At 64.0% G+C, this 20,086-nt stretch carries 17 protein-coding genes, 1 tRNA gene and 1 pseudogene; 18 read left to right on the forward strand and 1 reads right to left on the reverse strand.

The features are described 5' to 3' along the window. Positions 1-142 precede the first annotated feature (142 nt). The 15 genes and pseudogenes from QM682_RS03075 (at position 143) to rpoC (ending at position 17,213) form a co-directional block, all read left to right on the forward strand. Positions 143-538 (forward strand): VOC family protein, encoded by a 396-nt coding sequence (locus QM682_RS03075; protein WP_415126986.1) that lies wholly within the window; start codon positions 143-145, stop codon positions 536-538. A gap of 83 nt (positions 539-621) precedes the next feature. After that, positions 622-1,014 carry a VOC family protein gene (locus QM682_RS03080; RefSeq protein WP_415127213.1) on the forward strand — a complete coding sequence of 131 codons (393 nt, stop codon included), beginning with the start codon at positions 622-624 and terminating at the stop codon, positions 1,012-1,014. 118 nt (positions 1,015-1,132) lie between these two features. After that, positions 1,133-1,389, forward strand: a pseudogene (locus tag QM682_RS03085) (IS5/IS1182 family transposase); the annotation flags it as partial. A gap of 146 nt (positions 1,390-1,535) precedes the next feature. Continuing rightward, the gene (locus QM682_RS03090; RefSeq protein WP_415126988.1) at positions 1,536-1,994 is read left to right on the forward strand and encodes a hypothetical protein; all 459 of its coding nucleotides are present in this window, start codon (positions 1,536-1,538) and stop codon (positions 1,992-1,994) included. A 198-nt stretch (positions 1,995-2,192) separates the two neighbouring features. Next, the gene (locus QM682_RS03095; protein WP_415126990.1) at positions 2,193-4,037 is read left to right on the forward strand and encodes an ABC transporter ATP-binding protein; all 1,845 of its coding nucleotides are present in this window, start codon (positions 2,193-2,195) and stop codon (positions 4,035-4,037) included. Between the two features lie 63 nt (positions 4,038-4,100). Beyond that, positions 4,101-4,176, forward strand: a tRNA-Trp gene (locus tag QM682_RS03100). Between the two features lie 62 nt (positions 4,177-4,238). Further along, complete coding sequence (locus tag QM682_RS03105; protein WP_415126992.1) at positions 4,239-5,120, forward strand: hypothetical protein; 882 nt, start codon at positions 4,239-4,241, stop codon at positions 5,118-5,120. A 79-nt stretch (positions 5,121-5,199) separates the two neighbouring features. Next, positions 5,200-5,394 (forward strand): preprotein translocase subunit SecE, encoded by a 195-nt coding sequence (gene secE, locus QM682_RS03110; protein WP_415126994.1) that lies wholly within the window; start codon positions 5,200-5,202, stop codon positions 5,392-5,394. Positions 5,395-5,588: 194 nt separating this feature from the next. Continuing rightward, entirely contained in the window at positions 5,589-6,128 is a 540-nt protein-coding gene (nusG, locus tag QM682_RS03115) for a transcription termination/antitermination protein NusG (protein ID WP_415126996.1), read from the forward strand. Positions 6,129-6,201: 73 nt separating this feature from the next. After that, on the forward strand, positions 6,202-6,654 hold the full coding sequence (gene rplK, locus QM682_RS03120) for a 50S ribosomal protein L11 (protein WP_415126998.1): 453 nt from the start codon (positions 6,202-6,204) through the stop codon (positions 6,652-6,654). 3 nt (positions 6,655-6,657) lie between these two features. Beyond that, positions 6,658-7,356 (forward strand): 50S ribosomal protein L1, encoded by a 699-nt coding sequence (gene rplA, locus QM682_RS03125; protein ID WP_415127000.1) that lies wholly within the window; start codon positions 6,658-6,660, stop codon positions 7,354-7,356. 238 nt (positions 7,357-7,594) lie between these two features. Continuing rightward, on the forward strand, positions 7,595-8,110 hold the full coding sequence (gene rplJ / locus QM682_RS03130; protein ID WP_415127002.1) for a 50S ribosomal protein L10: 516 nt from the start codon (positions 7,595-7,597) through the stop codon (positions 8,108-8,110). A 67-nt stretch (positions 8,111-8,177) separates the two neighbouring features. Next, positions 8,178-8,549: a 50S ribosomal protein L7/L12 gene (gene rplL / locus QM682_RS03135; protein WP_415127004.1), complete on the forward strand. Its 372-nt coding sequence runs from the start codon at positions 8,178-8,180 to the stop codon at positions 8,547-8,549. A 265-nt stretch (positions 8,550-8,814) separates the two neighbouring features. After that, a complete protein-coding gene (gene rpoB, locus QM682_RS03140; RefSeq protein WP_415127006.1) occupies positions 8,815-12,963 on the forward strand; it encodes a DNA-directed RNA polymerase subunit beta in 4,149 nt (1,382 codons plus the stop codon). A 50-nt stretch (positions 12,964-13,013) separates the two neighbouring features. After that, the gene (rpoC, locus tag QM682_RS03145) at positions 13,014-17,213 is read left to right on the forward strand and encodes a DNA-directed RNA polymerase subunit beta' (RefSeq protein ID WP_415127008.1); all 4,200 of its coding nucleotides are present in this window, start codon (positions 13,014-13,016) and stop codon (positions 17,211-17,213) included. Positions 17,214-17,595: 382 nt separating this feature from the next. On the opposite strand, the gene QM682_RS03150 is transcribed toward rpoC, so the two are convergent. Further along, positions 17,596-17,805, reverse strand: coding sequence for a hypothetical protein (locus QM682_RS03150; protein WP_415127010.1), 210 nt, complete (start codon positions 17,803-17,805; stop codon positions 17,596-17,598). On the opposite strand from QM682_RS03150, the gene QM682_RS03155 reads away from it, so the two are divergent. From QM682_RS03155 to rpsL, 3 genes are all read left to right on the forward strand, one after another. Next, complete coding sequence (locus QM682_RS03155; protein ID WP_415127012.1) at positions 17,792-18,592, forward strand: DMT family transporter; 801 nt, start codon at positions 17,792-17,794, stop codon at positions 18,590-18,592. The genes QM682_RS03150 and QM682_RS03155 overlap by 14 nt on opposite strands. After that, on the forward strand, positions 18,592-19,440 hold the full coding sequence (locus tag QM682_RS03160) for a putative rhamnosyl transferase (protein ID WP_415127014.1): 849 nt from the start codon (positions 18,592-18,594) through the stop codon (positions 19,438-19,440). The genes QM682_RS03155 and QM682_RS03160 overlap by 1 nt, the downstream gene beginning before the upstream one ends. A gap of 264 nt (positions 19,441-19,704) precedes the next feature. Further along, positions 19,705-20,076: a 30S ribosomal protein S12 gene (gene rpsL / locus QM682_RS03165; protein ID WP_022705687.1), complete on the forward strand. Its 372-nt coding sequence runs from the start codon at positions 19,705-19,707 to the stop codon at positions 20,074-20,076. Positions 20,077-20,086: the final 10 nt, after the last annotated feature.

The following is a 20,086-nucleotide window of genomic DNA, read 5'->3' on the forward strand; positions in this document are numbered from 1 at the left end:
CGCCATCGTTTCATCCGCGCGTGCGATGCCCGGAGAAGTGGGCCTGGTGATCGGGCGCGGCGCCTTATCTCTTGCGCTTGCATATCCCGCGCGTGGCTGATCTTTGGTGCGGATGAGACGGAACGCGACGCGGGAGAGCGCCATGGCGAAATACATCCACTCCATGATCCGGGTTCTGGACGAGGCCCGTTCGGTCGATTTCTATGGCCGGGTCTTTGGGCTTGATGTCGCCCAGAGGCTGGATTTTCCTGATTTCACGCTGGTCTATCTGGCCAATGCCGAGAGCGAGACCGAGCTGGAGCTGACCATCAACAAGGGCCGGACCGTGCCCTATGATCTGGGCGATGGCTATGGTCACATCGCCTTTTCGGTCGAGGATCTGGAGGCGCTGCATGCCCGCCTGCTGGCCGAGGGTTTCGCGCCTCGCAAGCTGGTCGATTTCGCGCCGGGCGGCGAGGTGATCGCGCGCTTTTTCTTCATCGAGGATCCAGACGGCTATCAGATCGAGGTGCTGCAACGCGGCGGGCGCTATCTTTGATGCCGGATCGTGCCGGGGCTGGCGGCTTCGGATGGGATCTGTCAGCGGCGCTGCCTCATCCTGATCGGGAGGGGGGAATGCGCATGATCGACCATATCGGGATTGCGGTGTCGGACCTGGAGCGGTCCCGCGCCTTTTACGACGCGGCCCTGGGTGTGCTGGGCGTTGGCGTCGTGCTGGAGGTGACCGAGGAGATGACGGGCGGTCATGGCGCCCATCTGGGCTATGGCCGCCCCGGCAAGCCGGAATTCTGGATCGGCTCGGGTCGGTCCGCGCAGGGTGGCACCCATGTCGCCTTTGCGGCGACGGACCCCACGGCCGTGGATGCCTTCTATCGCGCGGCGATGGCGGCGGGCGGGCGCGACAATGGCGCGCCGGGGCTTCGGCCCGAATACCATGCCGGCTATTACGGCGCCTTTGTCCTGGACCCCGACGGCAACAATATCGAGGCCGTGCATCATGGGGGTGCCGGATGAGGACCTGTCGAGGCGCCTGTTTCCGTGGCGGTGTCCGCTTCGAGGCCAATATTTCGAGGCCAGTGTTTCGAGGTCCATGCCGATCTGGCACGGGCCGCTTATCGGTGTGCCGGTGCCGATGGGCCGTGCCTATGAGGGCGATGAGGCCCACCAGCTTGTTCTTGACCTGGGGCTTTGGCCCGCCATGCCGCCAAAACGAACCGCAGGAAGCCATGGGAATATGATCGCGATCTTTACAAGCGGCGCAACGAGGTGGGGCGGCTGTTCCGCGGGCTGAAGGGCTTTTGCCGCATTTCCTCCCGGTTCGAAAAACTCGGTATCATGTTCAGGGCTTCCCTGAGTTTCGTCCTGATCGTCGACATGCTCACATGTTAACATGCCTTGGCGAAATAACAAAAAATGTGCATTCTGGGTTATCATTGCGATGTTGGTTTGTGACCCATATAGGGCATCGGCGACCATTGTTCTGCGCCACCCGACCCGGCACGCTGTTACATCACTGGAATCTTGCAGAGGGACCTATGCGCAGTTCGACTTTCCGAAACATGGCGGCGACCGGGGCTGTGCTGCTGCTTGCCTGTGGCCAGAGCATATCGGCGGCCTTGGCCGATACGGCAGTCCAGACCCTTCCCTTGAAGCGGGGCTACTATGTCAGGGCCGAAACCCCCTGCAATCGGGCGTCGCGGGCGGACGTGTTTTCTCTTGTGACGCGAACGGGCACGAGTCTGAACTGCGCGTTCAAGAAGATCGAAAAGACGGGAGCAACGACATACCGGGTCACGCAGGAATGTTCGGATGGAGGCGCTGCCTGGGGCCGACCGAATGAGATCGAGACGAGAGTGGACACATATCAGATTCCGAACAACACCAGCTATAAGGTGACATATGAGGACGGTAGCGAGACGAAAGCCCGCTATTGCGCCCAATCGAGCATGTCCCGCGAATACCGCAACAACGACATTTCCGATCTGATCAAGTGAAAGCGGTCGGCGGGCGGGTGTCAGGCCATGCCTTGGCCGCCGGAAGTCCGCGCTGAGCCGGGGGCGTCGCACGGCTGCGGGCTGCGGTCTGGGGCCGGATGATCCAGCGGAATGCGCGCGGGGATGTCGCGACGCTCAAGGAAATCGCCGCACGGGATCGGAACGAAGCGGGCGCCAGCCCGGCTGACGAGGTGAAACATGTTTAGCTGGTTCGAGAGGCGGCTGGATCCCTATCCCGGCGAGGCCCCGCAGATGCCTCCTCGCGGGTTGTGGCGCTTCATGCTGCATTTCACGCGCGGCGCATGGGGCTATATGCTGGCCATGGCGGCCAGCTCGGCCTTGATCGCGATCTGCGAGGTGGTGCTTCTTGGCTATCTGGGCGATCTGGTGGATCGTCTGGCAGGCGCGAGCCGCGCGGAGTTCTGGGCCGAGGAGGGTGGCCGGCTGCTGCTTATGGCGGCGGTCCTGGTCGTCGCGCTGCCGCTGTTGCAGGTGGCCGGCTCGCTTTTGATGCACCAGACCCTGATGGGGAACCTGCCGCAGCGCATCCGCTGGCAGGCGCATCGCTATCTGCTGCGCCAGTCCATGAGCTATTTCCAGGACGAATTCGCGGGCCGCATCGCCACAAAGCTGATGCAGACGGCGCTGGCCGTGCGCGAAGTGGCGATGAAGTTCATGGACGTGCTGGTCTATGTCGCGGTCTATTTCGTCGGCGCGATCTTCCTGGCGGCCTCGACCGACGGTTGGCTGGCCTTGCCGTTTCTGGCCTGGGGCCTGTCCTATGGGCTGCTTCTGGCCTGGCTGATCCCCCGGATCGGCCGCGTCAGCGAGGCGCAGGCGGATGCGCGCGCGGTGATGACGGGGCGCGTCGTGGACAGCTATACCAACATCACCACGGTCAAGCTGTTCTCGCACAGCTCGCGCGAGGAGGGCTATGTCCGCGACAGCATGGAGGGGTTTCTGGGCACGGTCCACGCGCAGATGCGGCTGGCCTCGGTCCAGAACATCCTGCTTGCCTCGCTGAACTCGGCGCTGATTTTCGCGGTGACGACCCTGGGGCTGTGGCTTTGGACGCGGGGGCAGGTCGAGGTCGGAGCGGTCGCCATCGCCATTCCCCTGGCGCTGCGGCTTGGCAACATGTCGCATTGGATCATGTGGGAATTCGCCGGGCTTTTCGAGAATATCGGCACGGTGCGGGACGGCATCGGTTCGTTGGCGCTGCCGCGCATGGTGGTCGATGCGCCGGGCGCGCGGCCGCTGGCGGTCACGCGCGGCGAGGTGGACTTCCGGGGCGTGACCTTCCGCTATGGCGAACAGGCCCAGGCAGGGCGGGGCGCGGTGCTGGACGATCTGAGCCTGACCATCCGCCCCGGCGAGCGGATCGGGCTGGTCGGACGCTCGGGCGCGGGGAAATCGACGCTGGTGAACCTGCTGTTGCGTTTTCATGACCTGGAAAGCGGGCGCATCCTGATCGACGGGCAGGACATCGCCCAGGTGACGCAGGAAAGCCTGCGCGCGGCGATCGGGGTGGTGACGCAGGACACCTCGCTGCTGCACCGCTCGATCCGCGACAATATCGCCTATGGACGGCCCGATGCCGGGGACGACCAGATCGGGCGCGCGGCCGAACTGGCCGAGGCGGCGGGTTTCATCCCGCTGCTGGGCGATTCGCAGGGCCGCCGCGGCTATGAGGCCCATGTGGGCGAGCGGGGGGTGAAGCTTTCGGGCGGGCAGCGCCAGCGCATTGCGATTGCTCGGGTGCTGTTGAAGGACGCCCCGATCCTGGTGCTGGACGAGGCGACCAGCGCGCTTGACAGCGAGGTCGAGGCCGCGATCCAGTCGCAGCTTGAGACGCTGATGCGCGGCAAGACGGTCATCGCCATCGCGCACCGGCTTTCCACCATCGCACGCATGGACAGGCTGGTGGTGATGGAGCGCGGGCGCATCGTCGAGCAGGGCAGCCACGAGGCCCTGCTGGCCCAAGGCGGCATCTATGCCGGGCTTTGGGCGCGGCAGTCCGGCGGCTTTCTGGAAGGCGATTGAGGGGGCCTTGGAAACTTCGCTCTTGCACCTTGGCCGTGCCTGCCGTAAGCAGCAGCGCGGCTTAGGGGTTTAGCTCAGTTGGTAGAGCATCGGTCTCCAAAACCGAGGGTCGTGGGTTCGAGTCCCCCAACCCCTGCCAGTCGCGAATTCCGGCCCGTCGCATGCTGATGCGGCAAGAAACCGGAGACCAGCCTTTCCCTCATGTCCGTTTCGATCCATCTGGGCGCGCATAAGACCGCCTCGACCCATCTGCAATTGTCCCTGCGCCTGGCGCGCGACGATCTGCGCATGGGCGGGCTGTTCCTGGCCGAGCCGTCAATGCTGCGCGAAGAGGCGGCGGCGCTGCCGCTGAGCGATGCGCTGGCCGGGGGGGCGGGCTGTCCGGCGCAGGCCCGGTGCCGCGACCTGCTGGCCCAGGCGCGGGGCGATGCGCCGCATCTTCTGCTGACCGAGGAGAACATCCTGGGCGGAACCCGGCGCGGGTCGCTGTTTTCCCGGCGCGGCCTGATCTATCCCTTCGCAGTGCGCCGTGCGGGCCAGGCGATCCAGATCTGCGGCGGGGGACCGTCGACGCTGTTTCTGGCACTGCGCGATCCGGCGAGTTTCAACGTCTCGGCCTTCGCGCTGCAACTGAGCCTGGGCAATGAAACCGAGTTTCCCGCCTTTCTTCAGGGGCGTGATCCGGCCCGTGTCGGCTGGTCGGGGCTGGTCAAGCGCCTGACGGGCATCGAGGGGGTGGCGCGGCTGGTGATCTGGCGCTTCGAGGATTATCCCGCGCTGCGGTCCCGGCTGCTGCTGCGGATGCTGCCTTCGGGACTGGCCGAGCGGGTGCCGGATCCGCCGCCATCGAATGAAAGCATGACCCAGGCGGGCTATGACTGGTTCCTGCGCCGCGCCACGGCCGATGCCGGGGCGGACCTGCGCATTCTGGCGCGCAAGGCCCGCAAGCGGTTCCCGCGTGCCGAGGGGCATGCGCCGCTGCGATTGCTGGACGAGGCTGCGCGGGCGCGATCCGCCGCCGCCTATGCAGTCGAGATTGCCCGGATCGAACGCCTGCCCAAGGTCGAATTTCTGCGCCCCTGAACGCCGGGCGCGGATTCGCGGCTTGAATTGCCGGGATTTGCGGTCTATCTGACGCGCTGCAAGACCGAAGGGATCACCCATGGCCAACCCCGTCCAGTTCATCAGTCAGGTGCGCGCCGAACTCGGCAAGATCGCCTGGCCCACCCGTCGCGAGGTCATCACGACCACGATCATGGTGTTCGTCATGGCGGCGCTGGCCTCGATCATTTTCTTCCTGGTGGATCTGGCGATCAAGAGCGGCTTGGCGGGGCTGTTGGGGCTGATCGGCAGCTAAGGGCTTGCAATAGATGGTCGGGGGCGGTATGTCCGCCCGACCTGCTCAGGTCAGCGGCGTGCAACGATTCGCTCGTGCGCGCCGATTTCAATTTGGCCGCAAGCCGATCACGGATCCGCGCGCGGCCCTGGGTGGGATGGGAATTCAAGGGTTTGGCGCTGACCAGGCCAGAAGAAACAGGGGTCGATCGAGACATGGCAAAGCGTTGGTATTCGGTCAGCGTCCTGTCGAACTTTGAAAAGAAGGTCGCCGAGGCGATTCGTCAGGCGGCTGTCGAGAAAAACCTGGAAGAGCAGATCGATGAGGTCCTGGTCCCCACCGAGGAGGTGATCGAGATCCGTCGCGGCAAGAAGGTCACTTCCGAGCGCCGTTTCATGCCGGGTTATGTGCTGGTGCGTATGGACCTGTCGGACCGGACCTATCACTTGGTCAATTCGATCAACCGGGTGACGGGCTTTCTGGGCGCGCAAGGCAAGCCCATGCCGATGCGTGACGACGAGGTGAACGCCATCCTGCACCGGACCGGCGAGGGCGGGGCGGAGGTCGCGCCGCGCAACCTGATCCGCTTCGACGTGGGTGAGAAGGTGAACGTGACCGATGGGCCTTTCGAGGGTTTCTCGGGCATGGTCGAGGAAGTGGACGAGATTTCGAGCCGTATCAAGGTCACCGTCTCGATCTTTGGCCGGCCGACGCCGGTCGAACTGGAATTCACGCAGGTCGCCAAGACGGCGTGATCGTTCGCGGGAGGCGTGACGCCGCACCGCTAAGTCGGCCCCGCCTGGGGTGTGATGATAAGGAGAGGGCCAGATGGCCAAGAAAGTTATCGGCAGCCTCAAGCTGCAAATCAAGGCGGGTCAAGCGAACCCGTCCCCGCCCGTCGGCCCGGCCCTGGGTCAGCGCGGGATCAACATCATGGCGTTCTGCAAAGAGTTCAACGCTCGCACGCAGGAAATGGAACCGGGTTCGCCCGTTCCGGTCGTGATCACCTATTTCGCCGACAAGTCCTTTTCGTTCGAAACCAAGACCTCGCCGGCCTCGTTTCTGCTGAAGAAGGCCGCTGGCCTGAAGCCGGTCGGCAAGCGTAACCGCGCCAAGGGTTCGGACAAGCCTGGCCGCACCGTCGCCGGCACCGTGACCGCCAAGCAGGTGCGCGAGATCGCTGAAGCCAAGATGAAGGATCTGTCCGCGAACGATGTCGAGGCCGCGATGCAGATCATCCTCGGCTCGGCCCGTTCCATCGGCATCGAGGTGAAAGGCTAAGTCATGGCAAAAGTTTCCAAGAACAAAGCCGCCGCCCGCGCTGCCTTCGAAGGCAAGTCGAACCTGACCGTCGAGGCCGCCGTCGCGCTGGTGAAAGCCAACGTCAAGGCGAAATTCGACGAGACCGTCGAGATCGCGATGAACCTGGGCGTCGATCCGCGCCATGCCGACCAGATGGTCCGCGGCGTCGTGACCCTGCCCAATGGCACCGGCAAGCATGTCCGTGTCGCCGTTTTCGCCCGTGGCCCCAAGGCTGACGAAGCCAAGGCCGCCGGTGCCGAGATCGTCGGTGCGGAAGACCTGATGGAGACCATCCAGTCGGGCAAGATCGAATTCGACCGCTGCATCGCCACCCCCGACATGATGCCGCTGGTCGGCCGTCTGGGCAAGATCCTGGGTCCGCGCAACCTGATGCCGAACCCCAAGGTCGGCACCGTGACCATGGACGTGAAATCGGCCGTGGAAGCTGCCAAGGGTGGTGAGGTTCAGTTCAAGGCCGAGAAGGCGGGCGTGGTCCATGCCGGCGTCGGCAAGGTTTCGTTCGACGAGGTCAAGCTGGCCGAGAACATCCGCGCTTTCGTCGATGCGGTGACCCGCGCGAAGCCCTCGGGCGCGAAGGGCACCTATGTCAAGAAGGTCTCGATCAGCTCGACCATGGGTCCGGGCGTGTCGCTGGACCTGGCTTCGGCCGCCGCGCAATAAGCGGCAAGAATTTCGCCGGCATCCCTTGGGAGGCCGGCGGATGGCGGGGCGAATGCCCCGTCCTGTCCGAGACGGAGGGTGCCGGGGAACCGGCTTAATTTCCTTCCTGAGATGGGATCAAGACCATTTTCCGAAGCTTCTTCGGGGGATCTTGGACCGTCACGGACCCATTCCTGCCGCTGTTCGAGCGACAGGAAAGTGAGAGCCGGGGGGAAACCCCCATACTTGGAGTGAAACCGTGGATAGAGCGCAGAAAGAGCAGTTGGTCGAGGAACTCGGCCAAATCTTCGAAGCCTCTGGCGTCGTGGTGGTTGCCCACTACGAGGGGATGACGGTTGCCGAAATGCAGGACCTGCGCGCGCAGATGCGCGAAGCTGGTGGGTCCGTCCGCGTTGCCAAGAACAGGCTCGCCAAGATCGCCCTGGATGGAAAGCCTTGCGCCAGCATCGCCGACTATCTGACGGGCATGACCGTGCTCGCCTTCTCCGAGGATCCTGTGGCTGCGGCCAAGGTCGCGGACAAATACGCCAAGGGGAACGACAAGTTCGTGATCCTGGGCGGTGCGATGGGCGACACGGCGCTTGACCCGGCCGGTGTGAAAGCCGTGGCTCAGATGCCGTCGCGTGAAGAGCTTATCGCTCAGATCGTGTCCTGCATCGGTGCCCCTGCTTCCAACATCGCGGGCGCGATTGGCGCACCTGCTTCCAACATCGCGGGCATCCTCTCGACTCTGGAAGAGCGCGAGGCTGCCTGAGGCAATCCCGATCCCGTCTTGGGGATGAAACCCCGACGTTGGAACACTTAATGGAAAGAACGGAAAAATGGCTGACCTGAAACAACTCGCCGAACAAATCGTGGGCCTGACCCTGCTGGAAGCCCAGGAACTGAAAACCATCCTGAAAGACGAATACGGCATCGAACCGGCCGCCGGTGGCGCCGTTGTGGTTGCCGGCCCGGCCGCCGCCGCCGAAGCCGTCGAAGAGAAAACCGAATTCGACGTCGTTCTGACCGACGCCGGCGCCAACAAGATCAACGTGATCAAGGAAGTGCGCGGCATCACCGGCCTGGGCCTGAAAGAAGCCAAGGACCTGGTTGAAGCCGGTGGCAAGGTCAAGGAAGGCGCTTCGAAAGCCGACGCCGAAGAAATCAAGAAAAAGCTCGAAGCCGCTGGCGCCAAGGTCGAGCTGAAGTAATCGGGCCTGCACCAGATGGTGCGCGCCGATTGATTTCGGAAGAAACAGGCAGGGTCCGGGTCTTTCCCGGTCCCTGCCGAACCTGTCTTGAAGGGCGGTTTCCCGGCGCGACGCTGGTGCAGACCTTCCTTCAGGGCATGTTCGGGGTTCGGGAGCCGCGCGGTGGGACGGGCGGCACGAATTGGACCCCATCCCTCATTCGCCGCCTTGCGCCGGTCGGGCCCCGACGACCGCCGCACGCGAAAGACGAAAGGTAAGACCCTCTATGGCGCAAGCTTATGTCGGCCAGAAACGCATCCGGCGTTACTATGGCAATATCCGCGAAGTTCTTGAGATGCCGAACCTCATCGAGGTTCAGAAATCGTCCTATGACCTGTTCCTGCGGTCGGGCGAGGCCGCAGGCCATCAGGATGGCGAAGGCATTCAGGGCGTCTTCCAGTCGGTATTCCCGATCAAGGACTTCAACGAGACCGCGACGCTCGAATTCGTGAAATACGAGTTGGAGAAGCCGAAATACGACGTGGACGAATGCCAGGCGCGCGACATGACCTATGCCGCGCCCCTGAAGGTCACGCTGCGCCTGATCGTGTTCGATATTGATGAGACGACCGGCGCGAAATCGGTCAAGGACATCAAGGAGCAGGATGTCTACATGGGCGACATGCCCCTGATGACGCAGAACGGCACGTTCATCGTGAACGGGACCGAGCGCGTCGTCGTCAGCCAGATGCACCGCTCGCCCGGCGTGTTCTTCGACCATGACCGGGGCAAGACGCATAGCTCGGGCAAGCTGCTGTTCGCCTGCCGGATCATTCCCTATCGCGGCTCGTGGCTGGATTTCGAATTCGACGCCAAGGATCTGGTCTTCGCGCGCATCGACCGCCGCCGCAAGCTGCCGGTGACGACACTGCTTTATGCGCTTGGCATGGATCAGGAGGGCATCATGGATGCCTTCTACGACACCGTGGACTATCAGTTGCAACGCGCCTCGAAGGGTAAGGAAGCCGGCTGGATCACGCGCTTCTTCCCCGAGCGCGTGCGCGGCACCCGCCCGTCCTATGACCTGGTGAACGCCGAGACCGGCGAGGTCATCACCAAGGCCGGCGAGAAGGTGACGCCGCGCCTGGTCAAGCAATTGACCGAGAAGGGCGATATCAGCCTGCTGCTGCCCTTCGACAAGATCATCGGCCGCTTCGTCGCGAAAGACATCATCAACGAGCGGAACGGGTTGATCTATGCCGAGGCCGGCGACGAGATCACCGTCGAATACGACCGCGACGGCGAAATCTCGGGCGGGCTGCTGAAGGTTCTGCTGGACAATGGCGTCGAGGAAATTCCGATCCTGGACATCGACCATGTGAATGTCGGCCCCTATATCCGCAATACCATGGCGGCCGACAAGAACTTGAACCGCGAAGGTGCCCTGATGGACATCTACCGGGTCATGCGTCCGGGCGAGCCGCCGACAGTCGAAGCCGCCTCGACCCTGTTCGACAGCCTGTTTTTCGACGGCGAGCGTTACGATCTTTCGGCCGTGGGCCGGGTCAAGATGAACATGCGCCTGAACCTGGATGCGCCGGACACCCAGCGCACCCTGCGTTACGAGGACATCATCGCCTGTATCCGGGGCTTGGTGGAACTGCGCGACGGCAAGGGCGAGATCGACGACATCGACCACCTGGGCAACCGCCGCGTCCGTTCGGTCGGCGAACTGATGGAGAACCAGTATCGCATCGGCCTGCTGCGCATGGAGCGCGCGATCCGCGAGCGCATGTCGGGGGTCGAGATCGACACCGTGATGCCGCAGGATCTGATCAACGCCAAGCCCGCGGCGGCCGCGGTGCGCGAGTTCTTCGGCTCCTCGCAACTGTCGCAGTTCATGGACCAGACCAACCCGCTTTCGGAAGTCACGCACAAGCGCCGTCTCTCGGCGCTTGGGCCGGGCGGTCTGACCCGCGAGCGCGCGGGCTTCGAGGTGCGCGACGTTCACCCGACCCATTACGGCCGGATGTGCCCGATCGAGACGCCCGAGGGCCAGAACATCGGCCTGATCAACTCGCTGGCCACCTTCGCCCGCGTGAACAAATACGGCTTCATCGAGACCCCCTATCGCAAGGTCATCGAGGGCAAGGTCACCGATGACGTGGTCTACATGTCCGCGACCGAGGAAATGCGCCACACCATCGCCCAGGCGAACGCCGTTCTGGACGAGGGCGGCAAGTTCGTGGACGAACTGGTTTCGACCCGGCAGGCGGGCGATTTCATGCTGAATCCGGTGGATGCCGTCGATCTGATCGACGTGTCGCCGAAGCAGCTTGTCTCGGTCGCTGCGGCGCTGATCCCCTTCCTGGAGAACGACGACGCCAACCGCGCGCTGATGGGTTCGAACATGCAGCGTCAGGCGGTTCCGCTGTTGCGGGCCGAGGCGCCCTTCGTCGGCACCGGGATGGAGGCGACCGTCGCGCGCGACTCGGGCGCCGCCATCATGGCGCGCCGGGGCGGCATCATCGACCAGGTTGACGCCCAGCGGATCGTTATCCGGGCGACCGAGGATCTGGGCGCGGGCGACGCGGGCGTGGACATCTATCGTCTGCGCAAGTTCAAACGCTCGAACCAGTCCTCGACCATCAACCAGCGTCCGCTGGTCAAGGTGGGCGACCGCGTGGTCAAGGGTCAGGTCGTGGCTGACGGTCCCTCGACCGATCAGGGCGAACTGGCGATCGGCCGGAACGTGGTCGTGGCCTTCATGCCCTGGAACGGCTACAACTACGAGGACTCGATCCTGATCTCGGAGCGGATCCACCGCGACGACGTGTTCACCTCGATCCATATCGACGAATACGAGGTGGCGGCCCGCGACACCAAGCTGGGGCCGGAAGAGATCACCCGCGACATTCCGAACGTCGGCGAGGAGGCGTTGCGCAATCTCGACGAGGCGGGGATCGTCTATATCGGCGCCGAAGTGGGGCCGGGCGACATCCTGGTCGGCAAGATCACCCCCAAGGGTGAATCGCCGATGACGCCCGAGGAAAAGCTGCTGCGCGCCATCTTCGGCGAAAAGGCCAGCGACGTGCGCGACACCTCGCTGCGCCTGCCGCCGGGCGCTTATGGCACCATCGTCGAGGTTCGCGTCTTCAACCGCCACGGTGTCGACAAGGACGAGCGTGCGCTTCAGATCGAGCGCGAGGAAGTCGAGCGTCTGGCCCGCGACCGGGACGACGAGCTGGTCATCCTTGAGCGCAACATCTATGCGCGGCTGAAATCGCTGATCCTGGGCAAGGAAGTCGTCAAGGGGCCGAAAGGCGTCAAGGCCGGCGTTTCGGTCGATGACGAGGTTCTGGGCCAGCTTTCGCGTGGCCAGTGGTGGCAGCTTGCCGTCGCCGACGAGGATACCGCCAAAGAGGTCGAGGCGCTGAACCAGCAGTTCGACAGCCTCAAGCGCGCGCTGGACAACCGCTTCGACGACAAGGTCGAGAAGGTGCGCCAGGGCGATGACCTGCCTCCGGGCGTGATGAAGATGGTCAAGGTCTTCGTCGCGGTGAAGCGCAAGCTGCAAGCCGGCGACAAGATGGCCGGCCGCCACGGCAACAAGGGCGTCGTCTCCAAGGTGGTTCCCATCGAGGACATGCCCTTCCTGGCCGACGGCACGCCGGTCGATCTGGTGCTGAACCCGCTGGGCGTGCCCTCGCGGATGAACGTCGGCCAGATCCTTGAGACGCATATGGGCTGGGCCTCGCGGGGCCTTGGCATCAAGATCGACGAGGCGCTTCAGGACTATCGCCGCAATGGCGACATGGCCCCGGTGCGCGATGCGATGAAGAACGGCTATGGCGACGATTTCTATGCCGAGACCTTCTCGGACATGGATGACGAAACGCTGGTCGAGCACGCCAATGCCGTGCGCGGCGGCGTTCCGATCTCGACGCCGGTCTTCGATGGCGCCAAGGAGGCGGACGTGAACGACGCGCTGCGGCGTGCCGGTTTCGACACCTCGGGTCAGTCGGTGGTCTTCGACGGCCGCACGGGCGAGCAGTTCGCGCGCAAGGTCACCGTGGGCATGAAATATGTCCTGAAGCTGCACCACCTTGTCGACGACAAGATGCACGCGCGCTCGACCGGGCCTTACTCGCTTGTCACGCAGCAGCCGCTGGGCGGCAAGGCGCAGTTCGGTGGTCAGCGTCTGGGTGAGATGGAGGTCTGGGCCCTGGAAGCCTATGGCGCCGCCTATACCCTGCAAGAGATGCTGACGGTCAAGTCGGACGACGTGGCGGGCCGCACCAAGGTCTATGAGAGCATCGTCAAGGGCGAGGACAATTTCGAGGCCGGCGTGCCGGAATCGTTCAACGTCCTGGTCAAGGAGGTCCGGGGTCTGGGCCTCAACATGGAACTCCTGGATGCGGAGGAGGACGAGTGAGGGCGCAGGCCCTCGCTTCTCTTCCCCGCGCCCCTCATTAGGATTTGGAAATGAACCAGGAACTCGCTCACAACCCCCTGAACCCGCTGGCCTCGCCGCGGCAGTTCGACGAAATCAAGATCTCGCTGGCCTCGCCCGAGGAAATCCTCGCCTGGTCCTATGGCGAGGTGAAGAAGCCCGAGACCATCAACTACCGCACGTTCAAGCCCGAGCGTGACGGTCTGTTCTGCGCGCGTATCTTTGGCCCGATCAAGGATTACGAATGCCTTTGCGGCAAATACAAGCGCATGAAATATCGCGGCCTGGTCTGCGAGAAATGCGGCGTCGAGGTGACGCTGCAAAAGGTCCGGCGCGAGCGGATGGGCCATATCGAACTGGCCGCCCCGGTGGCACATATCTGGTTCCTCAAGTCGCTGCCCTCGCGCATCGGCCTGATGCTGGACATGACGCTGCGCGATCTGGAACGCATCCTGTATTTCGAGAACTATGTCGTCATCGAGCCGGGTCTGACCGATCTGACCTATGGCCAGCTTCTGACCGAGGAGGAATTCCTCGACGCGCAGGACCAGTATGGTGCCGACGCTTTCAGCGCCGATATCGGCGCCGAGGCGATCCGCGCGATGCTGGCCAATATCGACCTGGCCGCCACCGCCGAACAGCTTCGCGATGAGCTGAAAGAGGCCACCGGCGAGCTGAAGCCCAAGAAGATCATCAAGCGGCTGAAGATCGTCGAATCCTTCCTGGAATCGGGCAACCGTCCCGAATGGATGGTGATGACGGTGATCCCGGTCATCCCGCCGGAACTGCGCCCGCTGGTGCCGCTGGACGGGGGCCGTTTCGCGACCTCGGACCTGAACGACCTGTATCGCCGCGTCATCAACCGCAACAACCGCCTGAAGCGCCTGATCGAGCTTCGCGCGCCCGATATCATCGTGCGCAACGAAAAGCGGATGTTGCAGGAATCGGTCGATGCGCTGTTCGACAACGGCCGTCGCGGGCGGGTGATCACGGGCAACAACAAGCGCCCGCTGAAATCGCTGTCCGATATGCTGAAGGGCAAGCAGGGCCGCTTCCGCCAGAACCTTCTGGGCAAGCGCGTGGACTTTTCGGGCCGCTCGGTCATCGTGACCGGGCCGGAACTGAAGCTGCATCAGTGCGGCTTGCCGAAGAAGATGGCCTTGGAACTGTTCAAGCCCTTCATCTATTCGCGGCTTGAGGCCAAGGGGCTTTCCAGCACCGTCAAGCAGGCCAAGAAGCTGGTCGAGAAAGAGCGTCCCGAGGTCTGGGACATCCTGGATGAAGTCATCCGCGAACATCCCGTGCTGCTGAACCGCGCGCCGACGCTGCACCGTCTGGGCATCCAGGCGTTCGAGCCGATCCTGATCGAAGGCAAGGCGATCCAGCTTCATCCGCTGGTCTGCTCGGCCTTCAACGCCGATTTCGACGGCGACCAGATGGCCGTTCACGTTCCCCTTTCGCTGGAAGCCCAGCTTGAGGCGCGCGTCCTGATGATGTCCACGAACAACGTGCTGTCGCCCGCCAACGGCGCGCCGATCATCGTGCCGTCGCAGGACATGGTTCTGGGTCTGTATTACACGACCATGGAGCGCGAGGGCATGAAGGGCGAGGGCATGGCCTTCGCGAACCTGGAAGAGGTCGAGCATGCCCTGGCCTCGGGTTCGGTGCATCTGCACGCCCGGATCAAGGCCCGCCTGCCGCAGATCGACGAGAACGGCAACGAGGTCATCAAGCGCTTTGAGACCACGCCGGGCCGTCTGCGGCTGGGCGCGCTGCTGCCGAAGAACGCGAAGGCGCCCTTCGAGCTGGTGAACCGCCTGCTGCGCAAGAAGGACATCCAGAACGTCATCGACACCGTCTACCGCTATTGCGGCCAGAAAGAGTCGGTGATCTTCTGCGACCAGATCATGGGCCTGGGCTTCCGCGAGGCGTTCAAGGCCGGGATTTCCTTCGGTAAGGACGACATGGTCGTGCCGCCGACGAAATGGACCCTGGTTGAAGAGACCCAGGACCAGGTGAAATCCTTCGAGCAGCAATATCTGGACGGCCTGATCACCCAGGGCGAGAAATACAACAAGGTCGTGGACGCCTGGTCGAAATGCAACGACAAGGTGACCGACGCGATGATGAAGACCATCTCGGCCACCAAGAAGGACGAGAAGGGCGCGGAACTTGAGCCGAACTCGGTCTACATGATGGCGCATTCGGGCGCGCGGGGCTCGGTCAGCCAGATGAAGCAGCTTGGCGGGATGCGGGGCCTGATGGCCAAGCCGAACGGCGAGATCATCGAGACGCCGATCATCTCGAACTTCAAGGAGGGCCTGACCGTTCTTGAATACTTCAACTCGACCCACGGTGCCCGGAAGGGTCTGTCGGATACCGCGTTGAAGACGGCGAACTCGGGCTATCTGACGCGGCGTCTGGTGGACGTGGCGCAGGACTGCATCATCCGCGAGCATGACTGCGGCACGGATCACGCGATCACCGCTTCGGCGGCGGTCAATGACGGCGAGGTGGTCAGCCCGCTGTCGGAACGCGTGCTGGGCCGCACCGCGGCCGAGGACGTGCTGGTTCCGGGCGAGGATGTCGTCATCGTTCGCAAGAACGAGATCATCGACGAGCGCAAGGCCGATGAGATCGAGGTGGCGGGTGTGCAGACCGTCCGCATCCGCTCGGCCCTGACCTGCGAGTCCGAGGATGGCATCTGCGCGCTGTGCTATGGTCGCGACCTGGCGCGCGGCACGCTGGTCAACATCGGCGAGGCGGTGGGCATCATCGCCGCGCAATCGATCGGCGAGCCGGGCACGCAGCTGACGATGCGGACCTTCCACATCGGCGGCATCGCCCAGGGTGGTCAGCAGTCCTTCATCGCCGCCTCGCAAGAGGGCGTGATCGCCTATGAGAACGAGAGCACGCTTGAGAATGCCTCGGGCGAACTGATCGTGATGAGCCGCAACATGCAGATTCACATCAAGTCGTCCACCGGCGAGGTGCTGGCCAGCCACAAGCTGTTCTACGGCTCGAAGCTGTTCGTGCGTGACGGCGATGCCGTGGCGCGCGGCCAGAAGATGTTCGAATGGGACCCCTATACCCTGCCGATCATCGCCGAGAAGGCCGGTGTCGCGCGATATGTCGATCTGCTGTCGGGGATCTCGGTCCGCGATGAGACCGACGATGCGACCGGCATGACGCAGAAGATCGTGACGGACTGGCGCTCGGCCCCGAAAGGCAACGAGCTGAAGCCCGAGATCATCATTGTCGATGTCAATGGCGAGCCGGTCCGCAACGAGCAGGGCAACCCCGTCACCTATCCTATGTCGGTGGATGCGGTGCTGTCGGTCGAGGATGGGCAGGAGATCAAGGCCGGCGACGTGGTGGCGCGGATCCCGCGCGAGGGTGCCAAGACCAAGGACATCACCGGGGGTCTGCCCCGCGTGGCGGAATTGTTCGAGGCCCGTCGTCCCAAGGATCACGCCATCATCGCCGAACTCGACGGCTATGTGCGCTTCGGCAAGGACTACAAGAACAAGCGCCGCATCACCATCGAGCCGGCGCAGGACGGCATGGAGCCGGTCGAGTACATGGTGCCGAAAGGCAAGCACATCCCGGTGCAGGAAGGCGACTTCGTGCAGAAGGGCGACTACATCATGGACGGCAACCCGGCGCCGCATGACATCCTGCGCATCATGGGGATCGAGGCTTTGGCCGATTACCTGATCGACGAGGTGCAGGATGTCTATCGCCTGCAAGGCGTGAAGATCAACGACAAGCATATCGAGGTGATCGTTCGCCAGATGCTTCAGAAGATCGAGATCCTGGACAGCGGCGACACCACGCTGCTGAAGGGCGAGCATGTCGACCGCGACGAGTTCGAGGAAGAGAACGCCAAGATCGAAGCCAAGGGGGGCCGTCCGGCCCAGGGCGAGCCGGTGCTGCTGGGCATCACCAAGGCCAGCTTGCAGACCCGCAGCTTCATCTCGGCCGCCTCGTTCCAGGAAACGACCCGCGTGCTGACCGAGGCCGCCGTCCAGGGCAAGCGCGACAAGCTGGTCGGGCTGAAGGAGAACGTCATCGTCGGCCGGTTGATCCCGGCGGGGACGGGCGGGGCCACGGCCCGCGTCCGCCGTATCGCCACCGAGCGCGACAATGAGGTGATCGAGGCCCGCCGCGCCGAAGCCGAGGCAGCCGCCGCCCTGATCGCGCCGGAAAGCGTCGAGCAGCCGGGCGAGTGATCGCCTGCGGAAATGAATGTGAAAGGCCCGGCTTTTGCCGGGCCTTTCCGTTTCCGGCCCCGGCTGGTCATCCTGGGGGATGGCTATTTGGGCGGATTTCTCTGGGCCATGTATCTATGTCCATATGGATGCAGGCGACGATACCGGCCGCATTCGTGCTTTGCCGGCTTTCGATACTGGCTGTCGCCGCCGGTGGACGGATGACGAGGGGCTTCGGGTCGTCGAGGATAGCCGTCGCGATGGCGCGACGCTGGCCGATCTGGCGCTGTGTCATGAGATTTCGCGGTCGGCACAATATGATGGGCGCTATCGGCACGGGACCGGGCTGCTTGGCGCCCCTGCCGCGTCCAGCCACATGTTCTAGGGAAAAGGCCGCTGGCATTCAGGCTGCGGGTTGAATATCGGTGGCGCGACGAATGTACGAAGGTCTTGCGATGCGCATGCCGATCCTTTCCCCCAACCGCCGCCTTCGCCCGGCCTCTTTGGGCTTCACGCCATCCGTGGCGTCTGGCGATAATCTGCGCGGGACGATGTTGATGATGGCCAGCATGGCCGCCTTCACCTGCAATGACACGCTGATGAAGAAGGTCACGCAGACCCTGGCGGTTCATGAAGCCGTCGCGCTGCGCGGACTGGTGGCGGTGGCGCTGATGCTGGTCGTGGCGCGGGTCCAGCATGGCGGGCTGGTGCTGGCCGTGCCGCGCCGCGACGTGCTGCCGCTGCTGGCGCGGACCGGGGCGGATATCATCTCGACGTTTCTTTATCTCTGGGCCTTGCAGCACATGGCGCTGGCGGACCTGTCGGCGATCATGCAGTCGCTGCCTTTGGCGGTGACGCTGGCGGCCGCGCTGTTTTTCCATGAGCGGTTGGGCTGGCGCCGGCTGACCGCCATCGGCGTCGGCTTCCTGGGCGTGCTGCTGATCCTGCGGCCGGGCAGCGGCGCCTTCGATACCTGGTCGGCGGTGGCGTTGGTCACGATGCTGCTGATCGTGGTGCGGGATATGGCGACGCGGCTGTTCAGCCCGGCGGTGCAATCCTCGACCGTGGCCTTCTATGCCGCGGCGACGGTCACGATCTCGGGTTTCGTTCTGGGCCTGGGCGAGGGATGGCGCCTGCCCACCCCGACCGAGGCGCTGCTGCTGGTTCTGGCCGCCGGAGTGCTGACGACCGGCTATATCACCGCCGTCGCCGCCATGCGCGTGGGCGAAATCTCGTTCGTGGCGCCATTTCGCTATAGCTCGCTGGTCTGGGCGATCTTTCTGGGGCTTGCGGTGTTCGGGGACTGGCCCGACCTTTGGACCTGGGCCGGCTCGGCCCTGGTGGTGGGCGCGGGACTTTACACCATCCTGCGCGAAGGGCGGCTTGGAGGCGGCAGGTGATGCGGGTGCAGATGCTGGGCCTGTGTCGTTTTTCGTATCTTGGCGGGCGCGGTTTCCAGGTTGCCCATGACAGCATCGAGGAACGGCGGGCGTTCCTTTATGACCCGGAACGGATGGCGCGGCGCTGGTTCTGGTTCGAACATGTGGCGCTGCCGGGCTGGCTGGCGCAGACCGATCCCGATTTCACCCTGGTCGTGATGACCGGCCCCGACCTGCCCGATCCCTGGTTGTCGCGGCTGCGCGAACTGGCCCAGATCCTGCCGCAGATGCGGCTGGCGCTGGTGCCGCCGATAGAGGCGCACCTTGATGCCTGCCTGGCCGCCGTCGCGCCCCATGTCGATCCGGCGGCGGATGTGATCGGCCATTTCCGCCATGACGACGATGATGCCGTGGCCATCGACTATATCGCCCAGGCACGGCGGGATTTCGGCCATGTCCGGGGGCTCTGGCGGCGGAAAATGCGGCTCTGCTGCGACTATTCGCGCGGTCTGGTGCTGAAGGGCACCGCAAGGGGCGTCGAGGTCGAGCCCTGGGTCGTCTACAATACCGGCATCGCGCAGCCGATCTTCCTGGAGCCGGGCGCGAACCGCACCGCGCTGCATTTCCAGCACTGGAAGATCGGGCTGTCCATGCCCAATGTCAGCCTGGCCGAAAAGGTGATGTTCGCGCGTTTTCTGCACCACGACAACGATTCGGGCGCCATCGGGCAGGGCTATCGCTGGCCGGCCGAGGGGGTGGATTGGCAGGCGCTTCTGGCGCAGCGTTTCCGCATCGATCTGCCCACCCTGCATGAGGGCGCGCGGCGTTTCGGCAAGCCCGGCGCCGACCGGCCGCGTTGGGGGGCGTAGGGCAGGGGGCATAGGGCCGGGGCGCTGTTGACTCGGGTGGCGATTCCGCCTATAGCGCCCGCACCCAGCGGGATTCCGCCAGGGCACCAGGACCAGCCATGGTCTGATCCGGGCCTCTCGATGCCTCGATCTCTGGACAAGTTTACCCGTCCTCGCCCCTAGGGGAAAGGATGGGTCGTGGCGTTTCACGATGGGCGTGGAACGTGTCGAGAAGTGGCGCAGCAACTTGCTGCGAGTATTGACGAAAGCAAGACGGGGAACCGAATGCCGACGATCCAACAGCTGATCCGCAAGCCGCGGCAGCCGAAAGTGCAGCGCTCGAAGTCGCAGCACCTGCAAGGGTGCCCGCAGAAGCGCGGCGTGTGCACGCGCGTCTATACCACGACGCCGAAGAAACCGAACTCCGCCATGCGGAAGGTCGCCAAGGTGCGGCTGACCAATGGCTTCGAGGTCATCTCCTACATTCCGGGCGAAAAGCACAACCTCCAGGAGCACAGCGTCGTGCTGATCCGTGGCGGCCGTGTAAAAGACCTTCCGGGTGTCCGTTACCACATCCTGCGCGGTGTTCTGGATACCCAGGGCGTCAAAGACCGTCGTCAACGCCGTTCGAAATACGGCGCGAAGCGTCCGAAGTAAGGAGATCCGA

Source organism: Paracoccus sp. (in: a-proteobacteria), assembly GCF_047605025.1.
GTDB lineage: Bacteria > Pseudomonadota > Alphaproteobacteria > Rhodobacterales > Rhodobacteraceae > Paracoccus.

Coding starts and splice junctions, on each gene's coding strand:
- QM682_RS03075 (WP_415126986.1), top strand. CDS start 143: ATGGCGAAATACATCCACTCCATGATCCGGGTTCTGGACGAGGCCCGT.
- QM682_RS03080 (WP_415127213.1), top strand. CDS start 622: ATGATCGACCATATCGGGATTGCGGTGTCGGACCTGGAGCGGTCCCGC.
- QM682_RS03090 (WP_415126988.1), top strand. CDS start 1,536: ATGCGCAGTTCGACTTTCCGAAACATGGCGGCGACCGGGGCTGTGCTG.
- QM682_RS03095 (WP_415126990.1), top strand. CDS start 2,193: ATGTTTAGCTGGTTCGAGAGGCGGCTGGATCCCTATCCCGGCGAGGCC.
- QM682_RS03105 (WP_415126992.1), top strand. CDS start 4,239: ATGTCCGTTTCGATCCATCTGGGCGCGCATAAGACCGCCTCGACCCAT.
- secE (WP_415126994.1), top strand. CDS start 5,200: ATGGCCAACCCCGTCCAGTTCATCAGTCAGGTGCGCGCCGAACTCGGC.
- nusG (WP_415126996.1), top strand. CDS start 5,589: ATGGCAAAGCGTTGGTATTCGGTCAGCGTCCTGTCGAACTTTGAAAAG.
- rplK (WP_415126998.1), top strand. CDS start 6,202: ATGGCCAAGAAAGTTATCGGCAGCCTCAAGCTGCAAATCAAGGCGGGT.
- rplA (WP_415127000.1), top strand. CDS start 6,658: ATGGCAAAAGTTTCCAAGAACAAAGCCGCCGCCCGCGCTGCCTTCGAA.
- rplL (WP_415127004.1), top strand. CDS start 8,178: ATGGCTGACCTGAAACAACTCGCCGAACAAATCGTGGGCCTGACCCTG.
- rpoB (WP_415127006.1), top strand. CDS start 8,815: ATGGCGCAAGCTTATGTCGGCCAGAAACGCATCCGGCGTTACTATGGC.
- rpoC (WP_415127008.1), top strand. CDS start 13,014: ATGAACCAGGAACTCGCTCACAACCCCCTGAACCCGCTGGCCTCGCCG.
- QM682_RS03155 (WP_415127012.1), top strand. CDS start 17,792: ATGAAGAAGGTCACGCAGACCCTGGCGGTTCATGAAGCCGTCGCGCTG.
- QM682_RS03160 (WP_415127014.1), top strand. CDS start 18,592: ATGCGGGTGCAGATGCTGGGCCTGTGTCGTTTTTCGTATCTTGGCGGG.
- rpsL (WP_022705687.1), top strand. CDS start 19,705: ATGCCGACGATCCAACAGCTGATCCGCAAGCCGCGGCAGCCGAAAGTG.